This window comes from Filomicrobium insigne, from assembly GCF_900104305.1.
Taxonomy (GTDB): Bacteria; Pseudomonadota; Alphaproteobacteria; order Rhizobiales; family Hyphomicrobiaceae; genus Filomicrobium; species Filomicrobium insigne.
This window is the reverse complement of record NZ_FNJC01000001.1, coordinates 1,158,529-1,177,095: the sequence shown is the minus strand read 5'-3', so window position 1 is coordinate 1,177,095 and position 18,567 is coordinate 1,158,529. Positions and strand designations below refer to the sequence as shown.

The window sequence follows — 18,567 nt, the reverse complement described above, 5'->3', positions numbered from 1 at the left end:
CTAGCGTCAGCATTTAGTCGACTCAATTCTCCGACGACGCCATACGTTCACCCTAGGTGCCGTCATCACAATCCAGCAAACCTCCACGAACCTTGTGCAGCTAACCGGCGAAAATCTCGTTCTTCAGCGCGGCCAGCGCACACTTTGTGAGCATCTGTCGTTCGCAGTAACGGCGGGAGAGGTCTTGCTGCTCACGGGCCCCAATGGTGCTGGAAAAACAACGCTACTTCGCGCGATTGCCGGATTTTTAGCCCCTGCGGCGGGAGCGATTGAACTCAAGGGCGGCGATACGGAGCAAACCGTAGGCGAACAGGCGCACTTTGTTGGGCACGCCAATGGCGTCAAATCCAACCTGACCGTGACGGAAAATCTAGAGTTCTGGGCTGCATTTCTGGCACCTAAATCCAATCGGATGAGCCATATCGAGCGTATTGATAAAGCTCTGGAAGATTTCAACCTTCTTTCGTTGGCGGATATTCCAGCCGGCTATCTCTCTGCCGGGCAGAAACGACGGCTGGGCCTCGCGCGCCTGGTTTTAGCCCACCGCCCGCTATGGTTACTCGATGAGCCAACGTCATCCCTCGACGATGCGTCTGCCACCAACCTTGCCAATGTCGTGAATGCGCATGTTGCCGCTGGTGGTTTGGCCATCGCCGCCACACACCTGCCGCTTGGCTTTGAGCCGGCTCGCGAACTGCGGCTTGGCCGGGTGGCAGCGTCATGAGGGCGGCCTGGACCCTGTTGAAGCGAGATTTGCAGTTGGCGGTCCGCGAAGGCGGTGCGATCGGGACGGCGTTGGGCTTCTACTTATTGGTGGTCGCCATGCTGCCCCTCGGACTGGGGCCGGATCTCAATCTGCTCTCACGCATCGCGCCAGGCATTTTGTGGATCGCCTTGTTGTTGGCCGCACTGCTGTCCCTGAGTCGAATTTTCGAAACTGATTTTGAGGATGGTTCGCTCGAACTCATGGCGCTGGGCGAACTGCCGCTCGAATTGGTCGCGGCAATCAAAGCCCTTGCCCACTGGCTGACGACTGGGATTCCGCTCGCCTTGCTCGCGCCGCTTCTCGGGATACTGCTCAATCTCGATATCGGGGCTTATGGCGTACTCGTATTGACCATGCTGGTCGGAACGCCCGCCATCAGCTTCTTGGGATCAATCGGTGCCGCGCTGACCTTGCGGGCCCGCCGCGGAGGTCTGTTGCTGGCGCTGCTTGTACTGCCGCTTTATGTGCCAACACTGATCTACGGCATCACGGCCATCTCTTCGGCGCTGGTCGCACCAGATGCGTTCGTACCGTCCCTGTTGATCCTAACGGCGCTATCACTGGGCTCCCTGGTGCTTGGACCGATTGCCGCGGCGGCGGCGTTGCGCATTCAGATGCAGTAGTGTCCGATTGTTTCATGTGAATCAGCAACTGGCTGTGCAATCTACACAGAGCCTGCTAACGAAAATCGTCGATCTGTCGCCTGTTCCGGCACAATTTGCTCTTTAATCGTTGAGCCCTTAGATCTGAGCCCATGCAGACTCAATCGTTCACCCAACGTTTCGCAAATCCGACGCGGTTCATGGCTTTTTCGGGCGCGCTGATGCCGTGGCTGGCCGGGCTTTCGGTGTTGGTGATCGCGTACGCCCTTTATCGGGGCTTTACCGCGCCCCCGGACTACCAGCAGGGCAAAACGATCTACATTATGTACATCCACGTACCGGCAGCGTGGCTCGGCATGATGGGATATGCACTTATTGCCGCTTCAAGCTTCGGCCTACTCGTATTTCGGCATCCGTTGGCGGATGTGTCAGCGAAGACCGCTGCACCCATCGGTGCGGCTTTCACACTGTTGGCGCTCATCACGGGCTCTCTTTGGGGCAAACCCATGTGGGGCACCTATTGGGTATGGGACGCGCGACTGACCTCGGTGCTGATACTCTTCTTCCTTTATCTTGGCCTGATTGCCCTACGATCTTCGATTGAGGATGAACCGCTCGCTGCCAAGTTGACGGCTGTGCTTGCGTTGGTTGGCGTGATTATTCTCCCGTTCATCAAGATTTCAGTCGAAGGGCTCGATATTCCGAGCCTCGGCATCTCTATTCCGGCCTGGAACACGCTGCACCAGCCTTCCAGCGTATTCCGCTCCGATGGACCCAAAATTCACATTTCGCAGCTCGTACCCCTGCTGATTTCGGCAATCGGCTTCACGCTTCTCTTCTTCACGATGCACCTGAAAGCGATGCGTAATGAAATTCTGCGCCGTCGCGTCAAATCGCTCCGACTGGCTGAAGTCGATCGGGCACGCGCCAGCGAAACAACGGTCGCAGCGGAGTAGAAAATGGATTTTGGTCCGCACGCCACATTCATCATCGCCGCCTACGCGGCCGTAATCATTGTGCTCGGCGGCTTGATCGTCTGGCTGATCTTCGACGGTTTCCATCAGCGCCGATTGCTAAATGAACTGGAAGCACGCGGCGTTCGGCGGCGTTCGGCTCAGCGCGTATCCCGTGGAAGGCTCGATCATGAGTGAAGCCGGTACATCAACCAGCCCAAACCCCACACCCCGGCGCCGTTTCGGATGGCTTCTGGCGCCGGTCATTATCTTCGCGGGTTTGACGGTGATGTTTGCTTTAGCGCTGACTTCAGGGGATCCGTCCCGATTGCCCTCTGCTCTGATCGGCAAGCCAGTTCCACAAGCCTCATTTGAACCTCTTGAAGGCTTGAACAAGGACGGCAAGCCAGTTCCAGGCTTCTCCAGCAGCGATCTCGGCGGGGGCAAAGTGCGCGTCGTCAACTTCTGGGCGTCGTGGTGTGTCCCCTGCGTAGCTGAGCACCCAAATCTTGTCGCTTTGGCAGCGCGCACGGGCGTGCCGCTTTATGGGGTCAACTACAAGGACCAAGCCGACGCAGCGCGCCGTTTTCTAGGCCGTTATGGCGATCCCTATACGGCAGTCGGTGTTGATCCACAGGGGCGCGGCGCGATTGAGTGGGGCGTTTATGGCATGCCCGAAACGTTCGTCATCGCGCCTGATGGAACCATTGCCTACAAGCACGTCGGCCCGATTACGGAGACGAGTTTGCAGAATGAGGTCATTCCCGCGATCGAGGCCGCACGCAAAACGGCACCGGGTAGCTGAAGAACTTCTTGCGCCCGTTTGGACCTTAGAGCTCGACGAACTCCACCGTGTCGTTGTCAAGAATTGATAACGTGCCGGTTGGAATGTCGAAGTGGGCGCCATGCAATGTCAGTTCGCCCCGATCTTCCAGTTCCTTGATGAACGGAAAGGTCCGCAGATTAGCGATGGACGTCCGGATACCCGCCTTTTCGAGCTGCGGCTGCAGTGCTGACCGGTCTGGCCCCTGATTGGCGGCTAGCACCCTGAGTTTCGCGTCGTCGAGCATGGACATCCAGTTGGAGATGAAGCGCGCTTCAGTTTCCAGGGCGGCTTTTTGATTAAGTGCCGCTTTGACGCCGCCACAGCCCGAGTGCCCCATGACGAGAAGGTGTTTCACCCGAATGTTGAGCACACCAAATTCAAGGGCAGCGCTGACGCCGTGGAAATGACCGCCTGTCTCATACGGCGGAACCAACGCGGCAACGTTGCGGACCACGAACATCTCACCGGGACCGGCTTTGAACAGCGTTTCGGGTGCAACGCGGCTGTCGCTGCACGAAACCACCATGACTTCCGGATTCTGACCATGTGCAGCCAAGTCCTCGTAGTGCTCACGGCCGGGTTCGAACTGCCCCGTCTTAAATTGTTGGAATCTCTCTGCAAGCGAGGTCGGAAAGCTCTTCATTTAGCAATTCCTGTGTGGTCTGTGGTGAATTTGGAAATTCCGGTTATCTGAAACCTGAACATCTGTCGAGAACAGTAAAAAATGATGCTAACTCGTGAAGCGACAGCGCTATCTGGCCCATCGGGCAAAGTGCCACAGGCGAAAAGTAGCCATTTTTGGGCCCGCGATTGGCATGCCAGCCCTCTCAATGTGAAATGAGGAGTCCCGTGCGACACGGAACGCAACGCGGCCTTGGATTATTCGCCGCAGGCTGCCTTTTCTGATGCGTCAGCGATTGGACCAGGAATTGGTCGCGCGCGGACTGGCGCGGACCCGTGCTCAGGCACGCGATCTCATTTTGCGCGGGGAGGTTTTTGTGGCGGGACAGGCTGCTGCCAAACCCAGCCAACCTGTCGCCGCAGATACTGAAATCACGATAACGGGCGACAGTGCGCATTACGTATCTCGTGGAGCTCTCAAGCTGATCGCGGGCCTCGACGCGTTCGGTTTCGATCCGGCGGGATGTGTCGCGATCGATGTTGGCGCTTCGACCGGCGGTTTCACGCAGGTTCTGTTGGAACGCGGAGCGGCGAAGGTCTATGCAGTTGACGTCGGTCGCGACCAGCTTCACGAGGAACTTGGCGAAGATCCGCGCGTCACGAAACTCGAGTCGACGGACATACGCGATCTCACAGCCGATACGGTGCAGGAACCTGTCACGGCGCTCGTCGCGGATGTCAGCTTTATATCTTTGAAGAAAGCGTTGCCTGCCGTTCTGGATCTGACAGCGCCCGGTGCATGGCTCGTCGCGCTCGTAAAACCCCAGTTCGAGGTTGGGCGCGAAGCTGTAGGAAAAGGCGGCATTGTGCGCGATTCAGTTCAACGTCAGACAGCTGCCGATGACATAGCGGCCTGGATCGGAGCCCGACAGGGGTGGCGCTTGTCGGGGATCGTCGAGTCACCGATTTCCGGAGGCGATGGCAACAAGGAATTCCTGCTCGGGGCAACGCGGCATGGGTGATATCGAAGAACTGGAAATCGCGAAACTGGGTGCACAGGCCGACGGCGTCTCTGAGCGCGCGTCTGGCTCGGTGTTCGTCCCCTATGCCCTTCCCGGAGAACTCATCCGCGCCGAAATACAGGGCACACGTGCACGCCTCGTCGAGGTGTTGCGAGCCTCTCCCGACCGCGTGGTTCCCCCTTGCCGGCATTTCACGGCTTGTGGAGGGTGCGCCATCCAGCACCTCGCCTATGAGAAATACACCGCCTGGAAACGTGAGACCGTAGCAGGAGCATTCGCCGCGCGGGGCCTCGATCTGGAAGTTGCCGATCCGGTAGCAGTTGGACACGGAGCCCGCCGCCGCGCCGTTTTCTCGGCGAGTCGCGATGGACGCGAGGTTGCGCTGGGGTTCCACGCGGCAAACTCTCACGATGTGATCGATCTCACGGAATGCCTCGTGGTGGATCCGGGTATCGTCCAGGTGTTGCCGGAGCTAAAGGCGTTTCTCGCGCCGTTAGTGCCCAGTAAGGGCGAGGCGCGTGTCACGGTCATTGCGGCCTCTAACGGCTTCGATGTTTCTGTTGACGTCGATGGCCTTGGCACCGAACTCCCACCAGGCCAAAGAGCACGTCTGGCGGCAGGCGCGGCTGAACTGAAGCTTCTGCGCTTTAGCTTGAATGGCGATCCGGTTTATCAGTCAGCCGTACCGTTCGTCACAATGGGCGCAGCGCACGTTGTTCCACCGCCGGGTGTTTTCCTGCAGGCCTCTGCTGACGCCGAAGCTGCCATGACGAGCCTGATCGTCGAAGCCCTTCCTAAGCGAGCGAAACGTGCGGTCGATCTTTTCAGCGGTATGGGCGCGTTTTCATTTGCGCTCGCTGCTCGGGTCAAAGTCCTTGCGGTCGACAGCGACAAGCGTGCCATCGAGGCGCTGGACGAGGCCCGCCGTCACGCCCAAGGCATCAAGCCCATCGAGACCAAGGTCCGTGATCTCATGCGTGAGCCGCTTTCACGCAAGGAGCTGGAAGGTTTCGACCTCGCCGTTTTCGATCCGCCGCGCGCCGGTGCCCAGGCGCAGGCCGAGATGCTTGCGAAGTCCAAGGTGCCCGCGGTTGTCGCAGTGTCGTGTAATCCGGCAACCTTGGCTCGTGATGCACGCATCCTCATAGATGGCGGATACCGCGCGACCCGCATCATTCCGGTCGATCAGTTTCTCTACTCTCCGCACGTTGAGGTCGTCGCGGTGTTCACGCGCTAGCGCGCTACGCTGAAACCGACAGCAATTTGTCGACGTAAGCCGGAACGACCTCCGTCGCCGGTCCATGGACATGTTCTGCGAACAAACTCGCGCCCTCGGACGGTTCGAGGTTGAGTTCGACCGTGTGCGCACCGATGTCACGCGCCGCCGCGACGAAACCTGCGGCGGGATAGACATTCCCGCTGGTGCCGATCGAAATGAACAAGTCGCAACTGGAAAGCGCTGCAGCGATCCGGTCCAAATCGTAAGGCATCTCACCGAACCAGACGACGTCGGGCCGCATGCCGCCCGGCGTCGCGCATGCGGAGCATGCAAGATCCGCCGACAAATCCTCGACCCACGGAGAACGCGCGTTACATAAGGCGCAAAGAGCCTGAGCCATTTGCCCGTGCATATGGATCAAGTTCCGGCTGCCGGCGGCTTCGTGCAAACCGTCGATATTCTGCGTGACGATCACGACGTCGCCCGGAAACGCGTCCTCAAGCTTCGCCAAGGCTCGGTGGGCAGCGTTGGGTTGGACGCCCATTCCGTCGCGGCGGCGCTGATTATAGAAGTCGTAGACAAGGCTCGGATTACGAGCGAACCCCTCCGGCGTTGCCACATCGCGATAGTCGTACCGGGCCCAGATGCCGTCCTTGTCGCGAAAGGTAGAAAGCCCGGACTCGGCTGAAAGTCCTGCACCTGTCAGAATTACGATCCGCTGATAAACTGTCATCCGCTTCTCAAGTTTGCCGTCCGCCAAAGTTCAAGCTTGGCATAACGGCAGGCCGTGCCCGTGGCAAACGGTTGGACACGGGCGCTAACACGGAGACCAAGAGATGGCCGATCCCATCGCTATGGCTTTGCAAACCGCCGGCAACAGCTTGCGGGTGTCTTGGTATAGCGGCATCAATTGGCTGATGAGCCGGCAGGCACGGAAGCTCTCACCCGCGCCGAAATTCACGCCGACCAAGCCCGTTCCCGATCGCAACGAACTGTTTGAAGATCTCCGCGGGTTGATGCGCCGGGACGCGGAGGCGGCGGGCGCTGGGCTCTACCCCCCCGAAATCACGGATGAACCCCGCATTTGGGATCACTTTCGGCGTCTGCGCGCCATGTATGCAGACCTGCCCGGCACCACCGAACGCCGGCAGGCCCGCGATGCATCCACGGCAAGCGCAGCGGCAAAAACTGCGGATCTACCGGACTACTTCACCCAGGACTTCCACTATCAGACGGGCGGCTATCTGACGGACGAGTCCGCGAAGCTCTATGATTTGCAGGTCGAGATCCTGTTTTATGGTGCCGCCGCCGCCATGCGCCGCGCGAGTCTCAGACCCATCGCGGAATTCATGTATGGCCGCGATCAGCGCCGTGTGTCGTGCCTCGATGTCGCGTGCGGAACGGGACGACTGCTTCGAGAAATCCGCCGCGCCTATCCCGCTATGGCATTGACCGGCCTCGATCTCAGCGGGCCCTATCTGGAAGAAGCCCGCCAGCATATGGGGCGGTTACGCCCGGCGACTCTGATCGAAACGAACGCGGAGCAAATCCCCTGCGCGGACGCCAGCCAGGACATCGTCACGTGCACATTTCTGTTCCACGAGTTGCCGCCGGAGGTTCGTCGCACCGTGACGTGTGAAATCGCGCGCGTTCTTAAGCCCGGGGGCCTTTTCGTGTTCCTCGACAGTCTGCAGATGGGAGACAAGCCCGGGTGGGACGGACTGCTGGAAGCCTTTCCCGTCCGCTTCCACGAGCCCTACTACCGCAGTTACGCGATCGAGGATCTGAACAAGCTGTTCACTGACGCAGGCCTCAAACCGGCCGCGCAGGAGCTCGCGTTTCTGGCAAAAGTCGTGACGTGCCGTAAGCAGGAATGAAATCAACAACACCACCCCCGCCCACCTGATTACAAATCAGGTGCCCTCCGAAAGGCCCTATGCAAACGGCCATGGCTTAGCTTTCGCCGCCATATCGATCGCCGCGACGATGGCCAGTTCATCACGCCCGTTGCTTGCAGCGATGACGGTTTCCACGCCAGCGACAGCGCGCGAGAACGCGTCGCTTTCCGATGATCCATTGAGTATATGCCCGAGCAACAGCGCCGCGAACAGATCGCCTGTTCCATGCGGGACCACAGGGCGATAAGGGACGGCGCACGCGAACGCTGCTTCGGGGTCCGAGGTCACACAGCGGGTCCGCAGTTGATCGCCAGCAAGCTCTGCGGACGTGACGGCCAGCAAGCGGCAGTCTTTCGGAAGCGCTTTTTGCGGGTCGTCGAAACCCTCACCGAAAATGAACTTTGCCTCAAACCGGTTGGGCGTCACGTACGTGGCAAGCGGAACCAGTTCGGACGCAATGGCCTGTGCGGCCGGCACGCCGATATAGTGCCCCTCGGGCTCATCGCCGAAGACCGGATCGCAGAGATAAGCGACGTCGCCATGGCGGTCCCGAACGTGGCGAACGGTCTTCGCAGCGAGCGCGACGTGCTCGGGCGTCGGCAGAAAGCCGGTCAGAATGGCGTCGATATCAGCGAATTGGCCGTTTTGTTCCAACGCCTCCAGCATCGCCGTCAGATCTTCCAAAGCGACGGGCCGGCCTGCCCAATGCACATGCCCCAGATGATTGGAGAGCACAACGCTCGGAAGCGCGATCACCTCGTGCCCCAGGCGTTGGAGCGCCGGAACGACGGCCGCGAGGCCGACGTGGCCGGAAGCGACGTAGGAGGAAAAAGCGAGAACTTGAGCCATTGCGCGCTCACTATCCGGGATATTCGTTTCGTACGTCTTTACAACTTTGTCGGTCTCGTCAGAGGACGCAGACTGCCGCAGGTCGTCCTACTACGTATTGTCCATTTGCGTTTGGGCGTTGCTTGATTAATGTGCGGCGCAACAAAAATCGACACATACAAAACACTTCTGGAACGCTCGAAAGGCCCACGCATGGCTGTCCGTCCTCGCCGCAGTGTCCTCTATATGCCAGGCTCCAACGCTCGTGCCCTGGAAAAAGCCAAAACAATACCTGCCGACGCGCTGATCCTGGATCTGGAAGACGCCGTCGCGCCGGATGCCAAGCTCGAAGCCCGCGAAAAGGTTTGCGCGGCTGTGAAGGCCGGTGGCTATGGTAAGCGCGAAATCATTATTCGCGTCAACGCCTTGGAAACCCCATGGGGTGCTGACGATCTGTTTGCTGCCGCCGCTGCGGCCCCAGACGCCATTCTTGTCCCGAAAGTGGGCCGTCCCGGCGACATCATTTCCGCGGCGAAGGTTGTGACGGCAGCACATGCGCCGGACAAAACCAAGCTGTGGGCGATGATGGAAACGCCGATGTCGATCCTCAACGTACGGGAGATCGCGATGGCGGGTATCGAGCGCGAGCATCGCCTCACCTGTCTTGTCATGGGAACGAATGATCTCCTGAAAGAGTCGCACGCCCGTGACTACAAGGACCGCTTCGCTGTCGTGCCGTGGCTGTCGATGACCATCGTGGCAGCCCGCGCCTACGGGCTCGACGTGCTTGATGGCGTCTACAACGACTTCAGGGACGAGGTGGGACTTCGCGCCGAAGCAGAACATGGCCGCACCTTGGGTATGGATGGTAAGACACTAATCCACCCCAACCAGGTTGCCATTGCGAATGAGATTTTTTCGCCGAGCCCGAAGGATGTCGAGTGGTCGCGGCGGATCATTTCCGAGTTCGCATTGCCGGAGAACCAGAAGAAGGGTGTCATCACCATCGATGGCAAAATGGTCGAGCGGCTGCATATGGTCATGGCGGAGCGCACGGTTTCTATTGCCGAGGCGATTGAAGAGATGGCGGCAAACTGAGTTCTCGACTTCGGCATCTCCCGGCAATAACTGAAGACTCTGAAGGCGCATACGATGCGGAGACGAAAGCGCCCGTCGCGAAAAGAATGAAAGACAACGCATGAGCACGACGAAGACCAACCCGGGCAACTACTTCGAGGATTTCCATGTCGGTCAGATCATCCGGCATGCCACGCCGCGGACTTTGACTGTCGGTGACGCCGCACTCTACATGGGTCTTTACGGACCGAGGTTTGCGGTCCAGTCATCCGACGCTTTTGCCCGCACAATTGGTTATCCGTCGGCGCCTCTCGATGATCTGCTCGTGTTCCACACCGTGTTCGGCAAAACCGTTCCCGATATCTCGTTGAACGCGATTGCCAACCTCGGATATGCCGACTGTCGGTTCGAGAAGCCGGTCTATCCTGGCACGACGTTGTCGACGGTGTCCGAAGTGATCGGGCTCAAAGAAAACTCAAACGGTAAGACCGGAACAGTTTACGTGCGCTCGACCGGCGCGGACGAGAAGGGTGAAACCGTGCTCAGCTACACGCGCTGGGTTATGGTCCGCAAAAAGGATGAGGCCTCACCAGCACCCGAAGCAGTCGTACCGGCACTACCCGAAACCGTCGCTCCGGAAGCCTTGGCTGCTGCGGTTCCCGCTATCGATGTCAGTCGTTTTGACACCAACCTTTCAGGTTCGCCCTTCCGCTGGGGTGACTATGAGGTCGGCGAAAAGATCGATCACGTCGACGGCATGACGGTCGAAGAAGCCGAACATCAGATCGCAACGCGCCTCTACCAAAACACCGCTAAAGTGCATTTCAATCAGCACACCGAAGGCCAGGGCCGTTTCGGACGCCGGCTGATCTACGGCGGCGTCGTAATCTCGTTAGCCCGTGCGCTGTCATTCAACGGGCTCAACAACGCGTTCCATCTCGCGGCCATCAACGCGGGCCGTCATGTTGCGCCACTCTTCGCAGGCGACACGGTCTATGCGTGGTCGGAGGTTCTCGACAAAGCGGAACTTCCCGGACGATCCGACATAGGGGCGTTGCGCACTCGGCTTGTGGCAGTGAAGAATCGTGCGTGTGCCGACTTCCCGTTCAAAACAGCCGAAGGCGGTTATGACGAGGGTGTGATTTTGGATTTGGACGTCTGGCTAGCCATTCCGAGATAACCCTGGACTGGCATACCAAGGTCCATTGCGACAAGTGATGCAGCAAGGCGCTACGTTGATTGCCGCAGCGCAACAGTCGCGCTAAACGAATTTGTGTCGGACAAGCAAAAAGGCAGCGGGAGAGCTTTATGGCAGAAGCGAAAACCATACGTGGTAACGCGATAGAGCGTCCCCTATCGCCGCATTTGCAAATCTATCGACCGTTGATCAACATGGTGATGTCGATCCTGCATCGCATCACCGGTGCGGCGCTGTATTTCGGATCGCTGCTCCTTGCGTGGTGGCTCGTCTCCGCCGCAATCGGTCCGGACTATTTCAACTTCGTCAACGGGCTCTTCGATACGTGGCTCGGGCGGATCGTTCTGTTTGGCTACACATGGGCGCTCATGCATCACATGATGGGCGGCATTCGCCACTTCATCTGGGACACGGCAAGCTACCTGGATATTCCCTCCGTCAACTTCCTCTCCTGGGCCACCATCGTTTGTTCCGTCGCGCTAACGGCTGCGGTGTGGGCCGGCGTATTTTTACTCGGATAAGGGCGGATCTCTCGATGAACATGCGCACCCCGCTAAAGAACGCGCGCAGACTGGGCTCTGCTAAGGAAGGCGCCGATCACTTCTGGCTGCAGCGTGTGACCGCCGTTGCCAACCTCTTCCTGGCCGTGTTCCTGGTCGGCCTCATCATCCACCTCATTGGCGCCGACTACGCGACCGTGAAGGCAACACTGGCTTCACCTGTCGTGGCGCTCCTGTTGCTGCTGCTGATCCTCTCGGGCGTCGTTCACATGCGGATCGGTATGCAAGTCATCATCGAAGACTACGTTCATGGTGAGGGCGCCAAGGTCGTGGCGTTGATGCTCAATACCTTTTTTGCATTCACGATCGCTGCCGCGAGCGTCTGGGCAGTTCTGAAGTTGAGCTTTGGAGCATGACGCAATGGCGGGATCGGCAACAGGCTCAACGAAAGGCGATTCAATGACGGCACCAGCCCAGGGTGGCAAAGCATACCAAATCGTTGATCACACCTACGACGTCGTCGTCGTCGGCGCGGGTGGCGCGGGTCTTCGCGCGACACTGGGTTGCGCCGAGGCGGGCTTGAAAACGGCCTGTGTGACCAAGGTCTTTCCGACGCGCTCGCATACCGTAGCTGCCCAAGGCGGCGTTGCAGCCGCGCTCGGAAACATGGGACCGGATAATTGGCGCTGGCACATGTACGATACCGTAAAGGGATCGGATTGGCTTGGTGACCAGGATTCCATTGAATACCTCTGCCGGCATGCGCCGGATGCTGTCTATGAACTCGAGCACTACGGCGTGCCGTTCTCGCGCACCGAGTCCGGCAAGATTTATCAGCGGCCTTTTGGCGGGATGACGACGCAATACGGTGAGGGTCCGCCGGCCCAGCGCACCTGCGCTGCTGCCGACCGCACCGGCCACGCCATGCTTCACACGCTTTATGGCCAGAGCCTCCGGCACTCGGCGGAGTTCTTCATCGAATTTTTCGCCATCGACTTGATCATGGATCAAGAAGGGGCATGCCGCGGCGTCATCGCGATAAAGCTAGACGACGGCACGATCCATCGTTTCCGCGCGAAGAAAACAATCTTAGCGACTGGCGGTTATGGCCGCGCCTACTTCTCCTGTACCTCTGCGCACACGTGCACGGGTGACGGCAACGCTATGGTGTTGCGCGCTGGCCTGCCGCTGCAGGATATGGAGTTCGTGCAGTTCCACCCGACGGGGATATACGGAGCTGGCGTGCTGATCACCGAAGGCGCGCGCGGCGAGGGTGGTTACCTAACCAACTCGGAAGGCGAACGCTTCATGGAGCGTTATGCGCCATCCGCGAAGGATCTGGCGTCACGCGACGTCGTCTCGCGCTCGATGACCGTTGAAATCCGCGAAGGCCGCGGTGTCGGGGCGCATGGCGATCACATCTTCCTGCATCTCGACCATCTCGATCCGAAGATTTTGGCTGAGCGTCTGCCCGGCATTACCGAAAGCGCGAAGGTTTTCGCAGGGGTTGATCTGCGTCGTCAGCCGATCCCGGTAATTCCGACGGTGCACTACAACATGGGCGGCATCCCGACGAACTATCACGGTGAAGTCCTGACCCTGAAGGATGGCAATCCCGACTACATTGTCCCAGGTCTGATGGCCATCGGCGAGGCGGCTTGCGTCTCCGTCCATGGCGCAAATCGGCTTGGGTCGAACTCTCTCATCGATTTGGTCGTGTTCGGACGTGCCGCGGGGCTTCGCTGCGCTGATGTAGTCGAGCCGGGTGCCCATGCTGACCTGCCTGCGGACTCTGCGGATCTTGCACTCTCCCGTCTGGATCACTTCCGCTACGCCAAGGGCGACACGCCAACGGCTGATCTGCGCCTGAAGATGCAGAGGGTGATGCAGTCTAACTGCGCGGTGTTCCGCGACGGTCCGGTACTCGAAGAGGGCGTGCATCTGATCGACGAGATCTGGCAGCAGTCAGGCGATATCCGCGTCTCCGACAGATCTCTAGTCTGGAACTCGGACTTGGTTGAGACGATGGAGTACGACAACCTCATCAGCCAGGCGGCCGTCACCGTAACTGCCGCGGCCAACCGCAAAGAAAGCCGCGGTGCGCACGCGCGTGAGGACTATCCCAACCGCGATGACGCCAACTGGATGAAGCACACGTTGGCTTGGGCTGACCTCGACGCCCGTAAGGTCAAACTCGACTTCCGTCCGGTCCACACCTACACCATGACCAATGAAGTCTCGTATATCGAGCCGAAAGCGCGCGTCTACTGACGTCGCCGCGGGGCAAATGTACCGGCCGATCTCGTTCGGCCGGTATCCTCCAGTGTTTACAGAAACAAAACGGGACTGAGTACCGGCCCTGAATTGCTCACATCTGGAGTGAGGATGTGAGCAATAGATAATTGAATTTGCAGAAAGTTTTAATGGGAAATAACTTAAGATTTTAGCGGTTCTTCGCTAACTAACCTTCAATTGTGAATTGCATTACGTAGAACTTGAATTGCACCCGTATATCAGCTGGGTTAGACAGCAACGTTTCCGCGATTAGAGCAGGATATTTCCTCAAATTTGACGGCCCCCACCATGTTAATCATGGTACGAAGAGGTCGGATTATCTTTAATCTGAGCAACTGCACGAACGGGTCTGCTACGAATTTTTTTGGGGCACGCGTATGCTGGAAATTGAATATGACCCGTTGCTCGTGGGCGTATCGATCGCGGTTGCCATCTGGGGATCCTGGACATCGCTCGTTCTGACATTTGGGCTTCTCGACGAACGGAAGCCCATGAGCCAAATCATCGCTCAGTGTATAAACTGCGCCGCAGTCATGGGCGGCAGCATCTGGGCCATGCACTTCATAGCAATGCTCGCCGTTAAGTTTCCCACCGCGATCTCCTACAATATGACAGAGACGGTGGCCTCTCTTCTACTCGCGATCACAGTATGCGGTTTAGGGTTGTTCGTCGCGTCGCAGAACCCAAAGGGTCTTCCTGGCACGCTAACGGGGGGCGCACTCATTGGTCTCGGGATCGCCGGCATGCACTATCTCGGCGTATCTGCCATACGCGGATGCGGGCTGACCTTTCATTTGTTGGGGACGCTTGGATCTGTAGCGATTGCGGTCCTTGCGGCTTGCGCGGCGCTCTGGTTTGCGATGGGCAAACGCGGGCTTGCTGAAACCATGATAGGTGGCGTCATAATGGGTATGGCGATTAGTGCCATGCACTTCATCGGAATGTACGCCACGACTTTCGTATCAACACCTACGTTTGTCGCCGTTGCACAGTCCCACTTGTCACACTCGATACTGGCCTATGCCATAGCGATGGCCGCTTTTGCCGTCTGCTCAGCGCAATTGCTGATGGCCACCGGATCGGTAAACAAGGCAGCGGGAACTTTCCGGCGAGGTTACTGACAGAGATCGCGTAAACAGCTGACTCAGTGATCTCAGATAGCCTCACCAATTCGTCAGAGCCGCCCGTGAGAAAACTGTGGAGTTGCCCTCTCCGTGCCTCAGGGACGAGACATCCCCTGATTATGTGTGCTGCTGGCAACGTGGCTCTTGCTTGACACAGAAGCTCTGTAGGAGCATCCGCGCGATAAACCGAGTCGGCACGGGAGCGTTACCGCTATGCTTGCAAGCTTGTTGTCGGGAATTGTGCGCCCAGGGGGAGATACCGTGAAAAAGAAGCCTGCCGCCATCCCTCCGCGGCAGCCACCGCGCGTTCCAGTGTCGCCGTCCGACACGCGCAGCGCACCAGATCCCTTTTCCATTGTACTGCCTGCAATTGCAGCTTTGGGCGCCGTCTCGTCTATTGCGAGCATTAACTGGGCCGCACAGGACAAAACACCGGATCGCAGTAAGCCGAAACGCAAAGCCGGCACCGCACTGCGCGATCTGGAGACCTGTTGTCTGGGCCTGACTGAGATATTCCGGCGGTTTCAGAAGCACCCCAAGCTCTTCTGTGGTGAAGGCGCTTCACCGAATTCCCCGCTAAAGTTCGGAGTGCACAGTGCCCGTGTATCTCCTGACTCAGCGCGCGTGTTCCAACAAATCGTGAATGACGTGGCGTCGATGCTGGTTCTGGCATCTCAGAATGCCTTTGATGTGATGTCGGCTGTCGAAGACGGAGAAATCAACGCGCCGGAAGAGCTCTTTTTCGGGTTCGGCGAGTGCCAGCAAAAGCTCAACGAGCTTATCCAGTCGCGCGCTACGCTCAAAACAACCGTTGAAGTCGGGTTGGAAGTGTCGGAGCGCCTGACGTCGCTCGTACGCGACATGAAGACCTATCGCTTGGAATAAGCAGCAAGCGTCATGTTCTCGTCACGACACACCTTGCTCTTGACCATTAGTGGCGTTGACAGGGCTGCCTGGAAGCCGCATGTCATTGCTTATCCATTTTAGATGCAGTGCAACAGAAACTGACGGCTCAATGGTCCAGCTCACGCTCCCTCGCAATTCGACGGTAAAATCTGGCAAGGTTTGGAACTCACCCCAAAGCTCGGGGCGCTGGAAAGAGTTCCGCATTTATAGGTGGAGTCCGGATGACGGGGAAAATCCCCGCATCGACATCTACTGGCTTGACCAGGATCAGTGCGGGCCGATGGTTCTCGACGGGCTCATCAAGATCAAGAATGAGATTGATCAGACCTTGACGTTCCGCAGGTCGTGCCGCGAAGGCATCTGCGGCTCCTGCTCTATGAACATTGATGGCACCAACACGCTGGCCTGTCTCAAAGCGATCGACGATGTAAAGGGCGCGATCAAGATCTATCCATTGCCGCACATGCAAGTCGTCAAGGACTTGGTGCCGGATATGACCCACTTCTATGCGCAGCATCGCTCGATTGAGCCCTGGTTGAAAACAGAAACCCCAACTCCGCCGACAGAGTGGAAGCAATCGCGGGACGATCGCGAGAAGCTGGACGGTCTGTATGAGTGTATTCTGTGTGCGTGCTGCTCGGCGTCCTGCCCAAGCTATTGGTGGAACTCGGATCGCTATCTCGGCCCAGCGATACTCCTGCAAGCCTACCGTTGGATCAACGATAGCCGCGATGAAGCAACCGGAGAGCGTTTGGACAATATCGAGGACCCTTTCCGGCTCTACCGATGCCACACCATTTTGAACTGCACCCAGGCGTGCCCAAAAGGCTTGAATCCAGCCAAAGCCATCGCTGAACTGAAGAAATTGATGGTTGAGCGTCGCGTTTAGCGATGACGAGTGCGGCGTTTGGCTTTCGAATACAATTCGAAAGCCCGCTGTTTAGAAATTACCTATGATTCGAGGCTTAATAGGCCTCGTAGCCTACATATCACAGTGGGCCCGCATATCTCTTCTCGACACGTTTCGCAAAAAATTAGACCGGTGCAACCTTAGCGCTGCAACCGGCCTTCTAAGTCGTTCATTGGTATTCTTGGTGGGAAGTCGAACCGTTGACGCTCCGGTGCCCATCCGGAGCCAACGGAATATCGCTTCGTTAGGCTGCCTTCTTCGCAACCTTGCGAGCTGCAGGCTTCTTAGCAGCGGTCTTCTTAGCAGCCGGCTTGACGGCTGCCTTGCGAGCAGCGGGCTTACGAGCCGCCGGCTTCTTAGCAGCGGTCTTCTTGGCGGCGGGCTTCTTAGCGGCAGGCTTCTTCGCAGCAGCCTTCTTCGCCGGAGCCTTTGCCGTAACAGCTTTCTTGCGAGCCGGAGCTGCGGAGCGAGCCGAAGCAGACGCCGTGGTCTTCGTTGACTTGCGAGCCGTGCTCTTAGCAGCAGCCTTCTTCGCGGGAGCCTTCTTTGCTTTGCTCTTGGCCGGAGCCTTTATCTTTTCAGTCATCGTAGTCTCTCTTTCTCTGTTTCTCTAAGGTGTCCGCCCGAATCAATTTCGGACTAAAAAAATCATGTGCAAGTTCGAGGAATTTGTTGACATGCAAAATGAATTGTCGGGTGAAATAATCTCTCTTTCCCCTCAAAGTGTTGCGTGAAGGACTCAAATTTGATGGCTTTTAGATAGGTAACGCGTTTCGACGAGATCAAAAGTTAGGTGCACGAGACAACATCATGGAACGTCGAGACGTTTTTTGAATCGGTTTTTGACTCTCGTCAGATTTGAAAATCGCGTTGCGCAAGGATGATCAAAGTGAGGAGCGATGCGTATCACTTCGCATTTGCAAATGAGGGTAATCGATACGGTGTGATGTGGAGGGAGAAGACTTTAGAAAAGCGGTCTCGAAAAATCTAATCACGGTCAAAAAGAAAATGGGGCGCCACCGACGCCCCATTTCTTTATCCTGATGCATAACGGCGAAGACAGTTCGTGCAACGTTAGTTGAAACGGTTGCACGTGCCGACGGATAAACAACTATGCCGCCGCGAGCGTGCGTGCCTGTAAGTCCAACACGGCAAGGACGTAGCCCACCCGATCTTCCATGGCTTCCGCCCAGATCGAAAAGTAGTTGGGTTGCTCCGGAATGATCTCTCCAATCACTTCGCCATACTCAAACCTAAGATCGGCTTCGAAGTGTCTTGCGATTGCCTGCATCTTCGAATTCTCAGAAAGACAGCTCAAGACAAGCTGGTGTACGCCGCGGTTTCTTGCAGCTCGGATGACACGACCCATCAATTCCGAACCGAGGCCCTTATTTTGAAAGGTAGGTTCGACCGATATCGCGGCTTCAGCCTGGGTACCCCAAGCATCCCCGAGTTTGCGTAGTTCGGCTGCTGCGCGGACTTCCCCGTCTACAATGTAGCCGTAGACGATCCCCCCCATATCGTTCATGCGGAGCGCGTAGTCTCCGATGAAACTGTCCGATACGCCGTGGGCGAAACGCATTCTCCGGCTACTCTTATCTAGCCGCAGTAGATGGTCGCGGAACTTTTCTACTTCCGTCGGCCACAGTTTTCTTATTGTTCCTCCCCAGAACCGGTCATCGCTCATGACATCACCTCAGTTCTGGTTGACCTATAATCGCCTGGTGCAGACGAGTGATTATCTGCAGTCCAATTGGCACGCTGTTTTGCGCACCTTGTATTGCACCCAACATTACGACAGGTGAAAGGCAGATGGGGGGCC

21 protein-coding genes are annotated in these 18,567 nt (G+C 57.8%); 16 read left to right on the top strand and 5 right to left on the bottom strand.

Going from position 1 to position 18,567, the window contains the following annotated elements; all coding sequences use genetic code 11:
* Positions 1–94 precede the first annotated feature (94 nt).
* From ccmA to BLS30_RS05305, 5 genes are all read left to right on the top strand, one after another.
* The gene (gene ccmA / locus BLS30_RS05325) at positions 95–724 is read left to right on the top strand and encodes a heme ABC exporter ATP-binding protein CcmA (RefSeq protein WP_046477177.1); all 630 of its coding nucleotides are present in this window, start codon (positions 95–97) and stop codon (positions 722–724) included.
* A complete protein-coding gene (gene ccmB / locus BLS30_RS05320) occupies positions 721–1,389 on the top strand; it encodes a heme exporter protein CcmB (RefSeq protein WP_046477179.1) in 669 nt (222 codons plus the stop codon). The genes ccmA and ccmB overlap by 4 nt, the downstream gene beginning before the upstream one ends.
* Positions 1,390–1,520: 131 nt before the next feature.
* Positions 1,521–2,324, top strand: coding sequence for a heme ABC transporter permease (locus BLS30_RS05315; protein ID WP_046477181.1), 804 nt, complete (start codon positions 1,521–1,523; stop codon positions 2,322–2,324).
* A 3-nt stretch (positions 2,325–2,327) separates the two neighbouring features.
* Positions 2,328–2,519: a heme exporter protein CcmD gene (gene ccmD / locus BLS30_RS05310; RefSeq protein WP_090227045.1), complete on the top strand. Its 192-nt coding sequence runs from the start codon at positions 2,328–2,330 to the stop codon at positions 2,517–2,519.
* Entirely contained in the window at positions 2,512–3,126 is a 615-nt protein-coding gene (locus tag BLS30_RS05305; protein ID WP_090227043.1) for a DsbE family thiol:disulfide interchange protein, read from the top strand. The genes ccmD and BLS30_RS05305 overlap by 8 nt, the downstream gene beginning before the upstream one ends.
* A 25-nt stretch (positions 3,127–3,151) precedes the next feature.
* On the opposite strand, the gene BLS30_RS05300 is transcribed toward BLS30_RS05305, so the two are convergent.
* Positions 3,152–3,790 carry a carbonic anhydrase gene (locus BLS30_RS05300; RefSeq protein WP_046477187.1) on the bottom strand — a complete coding sequence of 213 codons (639 nt, stop codon included), beginning with the start codon at positions 3,788–3,790 and terminating at the stop codon, positions 3,152–3,154.
* Between the two features lie 262 nt (positions 3,791–4,052).
* On the opposite strand from BLS30_RS05300, the gene BLS30_RS05295 reads away from it, so the two are divergent.
* Together BLS30_RS05295 and BLS30_RS05290 are read left to right on the top strand one after the other, a co-directional pair.
* Positions 4,053–4,790: a TlyA family RNA methyltransferase gene (locus tag BLS30_RS05295; protein ID WP_090227040.1), complete on the top strand. Its 738-nt coding sequence runs from the start codon at positions 4,053–4,055 to the stop codon at positions 4,788–4,790.
* A complete protein-coding gene (locus BLS30_RS05290) occupies positions 4,783–6,027 on the top strand; it encodes a class I SAM-dependent RNA methyltransferase (protein ID WP_090227038.1) in 1,245 nt (414 codons plus the stop codon). The genes BLS30_RS05295 and BLS30_RS05290 overlap by 8 nt, the downstream gene beginning before the upstream one ends.
* A 4-nt stretch (positions 6,028–6,031) precedes the next feature.
* Here the strand turns inward: BLS30_RS05290 and BLS30_RS05285 are convergent, their stop codons facing one another.
* Positions 6,032–6,742 carry an NAD-dependent deacylase gene (locus BLS30_RS05285; protein WP_046477193.1) on the bottom strand — a complete coding sequence of 237 codons (711 nt, stop codon included), beginning with the start codon at positions 6,740–6,742 and terminating at the stop codon, positions 6,032–6,034.
* A gap of 103 nt (positions 6,743–6,845) precedes the next feature.
* On the opposite strand from BLS30_RS05285, the gene BLS30_RS05280 reads away from it, so the two are divergent.
* Positions 6,846–7,886, top strand: a complete 1,041-nt coding sequence (locus BLS30_RS05280) for a class I SAM-dependent methyltransferase (RefSeq protein WP_046477195.1) — start codon at positions 6,846–6,848, stop codon at positions 7,884–7,886.
* A gap of 57 nt (positions 7,887–7,943) precedes the next feature.
* Here BLS30_RS05280 and BLS30_RS05275 read toward each other — a convergent pair whose 3' ends face one another.
* Entirely contained in the window at positions 7,944–8,756 is an 813-nt protein-coding gene (locus BLS30_RS05275; RefSeq protein WP_090227035.1) for a bifunctional hydroxymethylpyrimidine kinase/phosphomethylpyrimidine kinase, read from the bottom strand.
* A 192-nt stretch (positions 8,757–8,948) separates the two neighbouring features.
* On the opposite strand from BLS30_RS05275, the gene BLS30_RS05270 reads away from it, so the two are divergent.
* From BLS30_RS05270 to BLS30_RS05235, 8 genes are all read left to right on the top strand, one after another.
* Complete coding sequence (locus tag BLS30_RS05270) at positions 8,949–9,833, top strand: HpcH/HpaI aldolase/citrate lyase family protein (RefSeq protein ID WP_170832412.1); 885 nt, start codon at positions 8,949–8,951, stop codon at positions 9,831–9,833.
* A 100-nt stretch (positions 9,834–9,933) separates the two neighbouring features.
* Positions 9,934–10,992, top strand: a complete 1,059-nt coding sequence (locus BLS30_RS05265; protein WP_090227033.1) for a MaoC family dehydratase — start codon at positions 9,934–9,936, stop codon at positions 10,990–10,992.
* A gap of 128 nt (positions 10,993–11,120) precedes the next feature.
* Complete coding sequence (gene sdhC / locus BLS30_RS05260) at positions 11,121–11,531, top strand: succinate dehydrogenase, cytochrome b556 subunit (protein WP_090227030.1); 411 nt, start codon at positions 11,121–11,123, stop codon at positions 11,529–11,531.
* 14 nt (positions 11,532–11,545) lie between these two features.
* Positions 11,546–11,926 (top strand): succinate dehydrogenase, hydrophobic membrane anchor protein, encoded by a 381-nt coding sequence (gene sdhD / locus BLS30_RS05255; protein WP_046477205.1) that lies wholly within the window; start codon positions 11,546–11,548, stop codon positions 11,924–11,926.
* 4 nt (positions 11,927–11,930) lie between these two features.
* Positions 11,931–13,781 carry a succinate dehydrogenase flavoprotein subunit gene (gene sdhA, locus BLS30_RS05250; protein WP_046477207.1) on the top strand — a complete coding sequence of 617 codons (1,851 nt, stop codon included), beginning with the start codon at positions 11,931–11,933 and terminating at the stop codon, positions 13,779–13,781.
* A gap of 401 nt (positions 13,782–14,182) precedes the next feature.
* Positions 14,183–14,926: an MHYT domain-containing protein gene (locus BLS30_RS05245; RefSeq protein ID WP_090227027.1), complete on the top strand. Its 744-nt coding sequence runs from the start codon at positions 14,183–14,185 to the stop codon at positions 14,924–14,926.
* A 216-nt stretch (positions 14,927–15,142) separates the two neighbouring features.
* Entirely contained in the window at positions 15,143–15,814 is a 672-nt protein-coding gene (locus BLS30_RS05240; RefSeq protein ID WP_244512362.1) for a hypothetical protein, read from the top strand.
* 130 nt (positions 15,815–15,944) lie between these two features.
* Entirely contained in the window at positions 15,945–16,724 is a 780-nt protein-coding gene (locus BLS30_RS05235; RefSeq protein ID WP_090227024.1) for a succinate dehydrogenase iron-sulfur subunit, read from the top strand.
* A 265-nt stretch (positions 16,725–16,989) separates the two neighbouring features.
* On the opposite strand, the gene BLS30_RS18105 is transcribed toward BLS30_RS05235, so the two are convergent.
* Both BLS30_RS18105 and BLS30_RS05225 read right to left on the bottom strand, forming a co-directional pair.
* Positions 16,990–17,331, bottom strand: a complete 342-nt coding sequence (locus BLS30_RS18105) for a hypothetical protein (protein ID WP_046477218.1) — start codon at positions 17,329–17,331, stop codon at positions 16,990–16,992.
* Between the two features lie 525 nt (positions 17,332–17,856).
* The gene (locus BLS30_RS05225; RefSeq protein WP_244465013.1) at positions 17,857–18,327 is read right to left on the bottom strand and encodes a GNAT family N-acetyltransferase; all 471 of its coding nucleotides are present in this window, start codon (positions 18,325–18,327) and stop codon (positions 17,857–17,859) included.
* Between the last annotated feature and the right edge of the window lie 240 nt (positions 18,328–18,567).

Bases quoted from the DNA above. Each gene is read 5' to 3' on its own strand.
- ccmB (WP_046477179.1), top strand. From the start codon at position 721: ATGAGGGCGGCCTGGACCCTGTTGAAGCGAGATTTGCAGTTGGCGGTC.
- BLS30_RS05315 (WP_046477181.1), top strand. From the start codon at position 1,521: ATGCAGACTCAATCGTTCACCCAACGTTTCGCAAATCCGACGCGGTTC.
- ccmD (WP_090227045.1), top strand. From the start codon at position 2,328: ATGGATTTTGGTCCGCACGCCACATTCATCATCGCCGCCTACGCGGCC.
- BLS30_RS05305 (WP_090227043.1), top strand. From the start codon at position 2,512: ATGAGTGAAGCCGGTACATCAACCAGCCCAAACCCCACACCCCGGCGC.
- BLS30_RS05300 (WP_046477187.1), bottom strand. From the start codon at position 3,790: ATGAAGAGCTTTCCGACCTCGCTTGCAGAGAGATTCCAACAATTTAAG.
- BLS30_RS05295 (WP_090227040.1), top strand. From the start codon at position 4,053: ATGCGTCAGCGATTGGACCAGGAATTGGTCGCGCGCGGACTGGCGCGG.
- BLS30_RS05290 (WP_090227038.1), top strand. From the start codon at position 4,783: ATGGGTGATATCGAAGAACTGGAAATCGCGAAACTGGGTGCACAGGCC.
- BLS30_RS05285 (WP_046477193.1), bottom strand. From the start codon at position 6,742: ATGACAGTTTATCAGCGGATCGTAATTCTGACAGGTGCAGGACTTTCA.
- BLS30_RS05280 (WP_046477195.1), top strand. From the start codon at position 6,846: ATGGCCGATCCCATCGCTATGGCTTTGCAAACCGCCGGCAACAGCTTG.
- BLS30_RS05275 (WP_090227035.1), bottom strand. From the start codon at position 8,756: ATGGCTCAAGTTCTCGCTTTTTCCTCCTACGTCGCTTCCGGCCACGTC.
- BLS30_RS05270 (WP_170832412.1), top strand. From the start codon at position 8,949: ATGGCTGTCCGTCCTCGCCGCAGTGTCCTCTATATGCCAGGCTCCAAC.
- BLS30_RS05265 (WP_090227033.1), top strand. From the start codon at position 9,934: ATGAGCACGACGAAGACCAACCCGGGCAACTACTTCGAGGATTTCCAT.
- sdhC (WP_090227030.1), top strand. From the start codon at position 11,121: ATGGCAGAAGCGAAAACCATACGTGGTAACGCGATAGAGCGTCCCCTA.
- sdhD (WP_046477205.1), top strand. From the start codon at position 11,546: ATGAACATGCGCACCCCGCTAAAGAACGCGCGCAGACTGGGCTCTGCT.
- sdhA (WP_046477207.1), top strand. From the start codon at position 11,931: ATGGCGGGATCGGCAACAGGCTCAACGAAAGGCGATTCAATGACGGCA.
- BLS30_RS05245 (WP_090227027.1), top strand. From the start codon at position 14,183: ATGCTGGAAATTGAATATGACCCGTTGCTCGTGGGCGTATCGATCGCG.
- BLS30_RS05240 (WP_244512362.1), top strand. From the start codon at position 15,143: ATGCTTGCAAGCTTGTTGTCGGGAATTGTGCGCCCAGGGGGAGATACC.
- BLS30_RS05235 (WP_090227024.1), top strand. From the start codon at position 15,945: ATGGTCCAGCTCACGCTCCCTCGCAATTCGACGGTAAAATCTGGCAAG.
- BLS30_RS18105 (WP_046477218.1), bottom strand. From the start codon at position 17,331: ATGACTGAAAAGATAAAGGCTCCGGCCAAGAGCAAAGCAAAGAAGGCT.
- BLS30_RS05225 (WP_244465013.1), bottom strand. From the start codon at position 18,327: ATGCGTTTCGCCCACGGCGTATCGGACAGTTTCATCGGAGACTACGCG.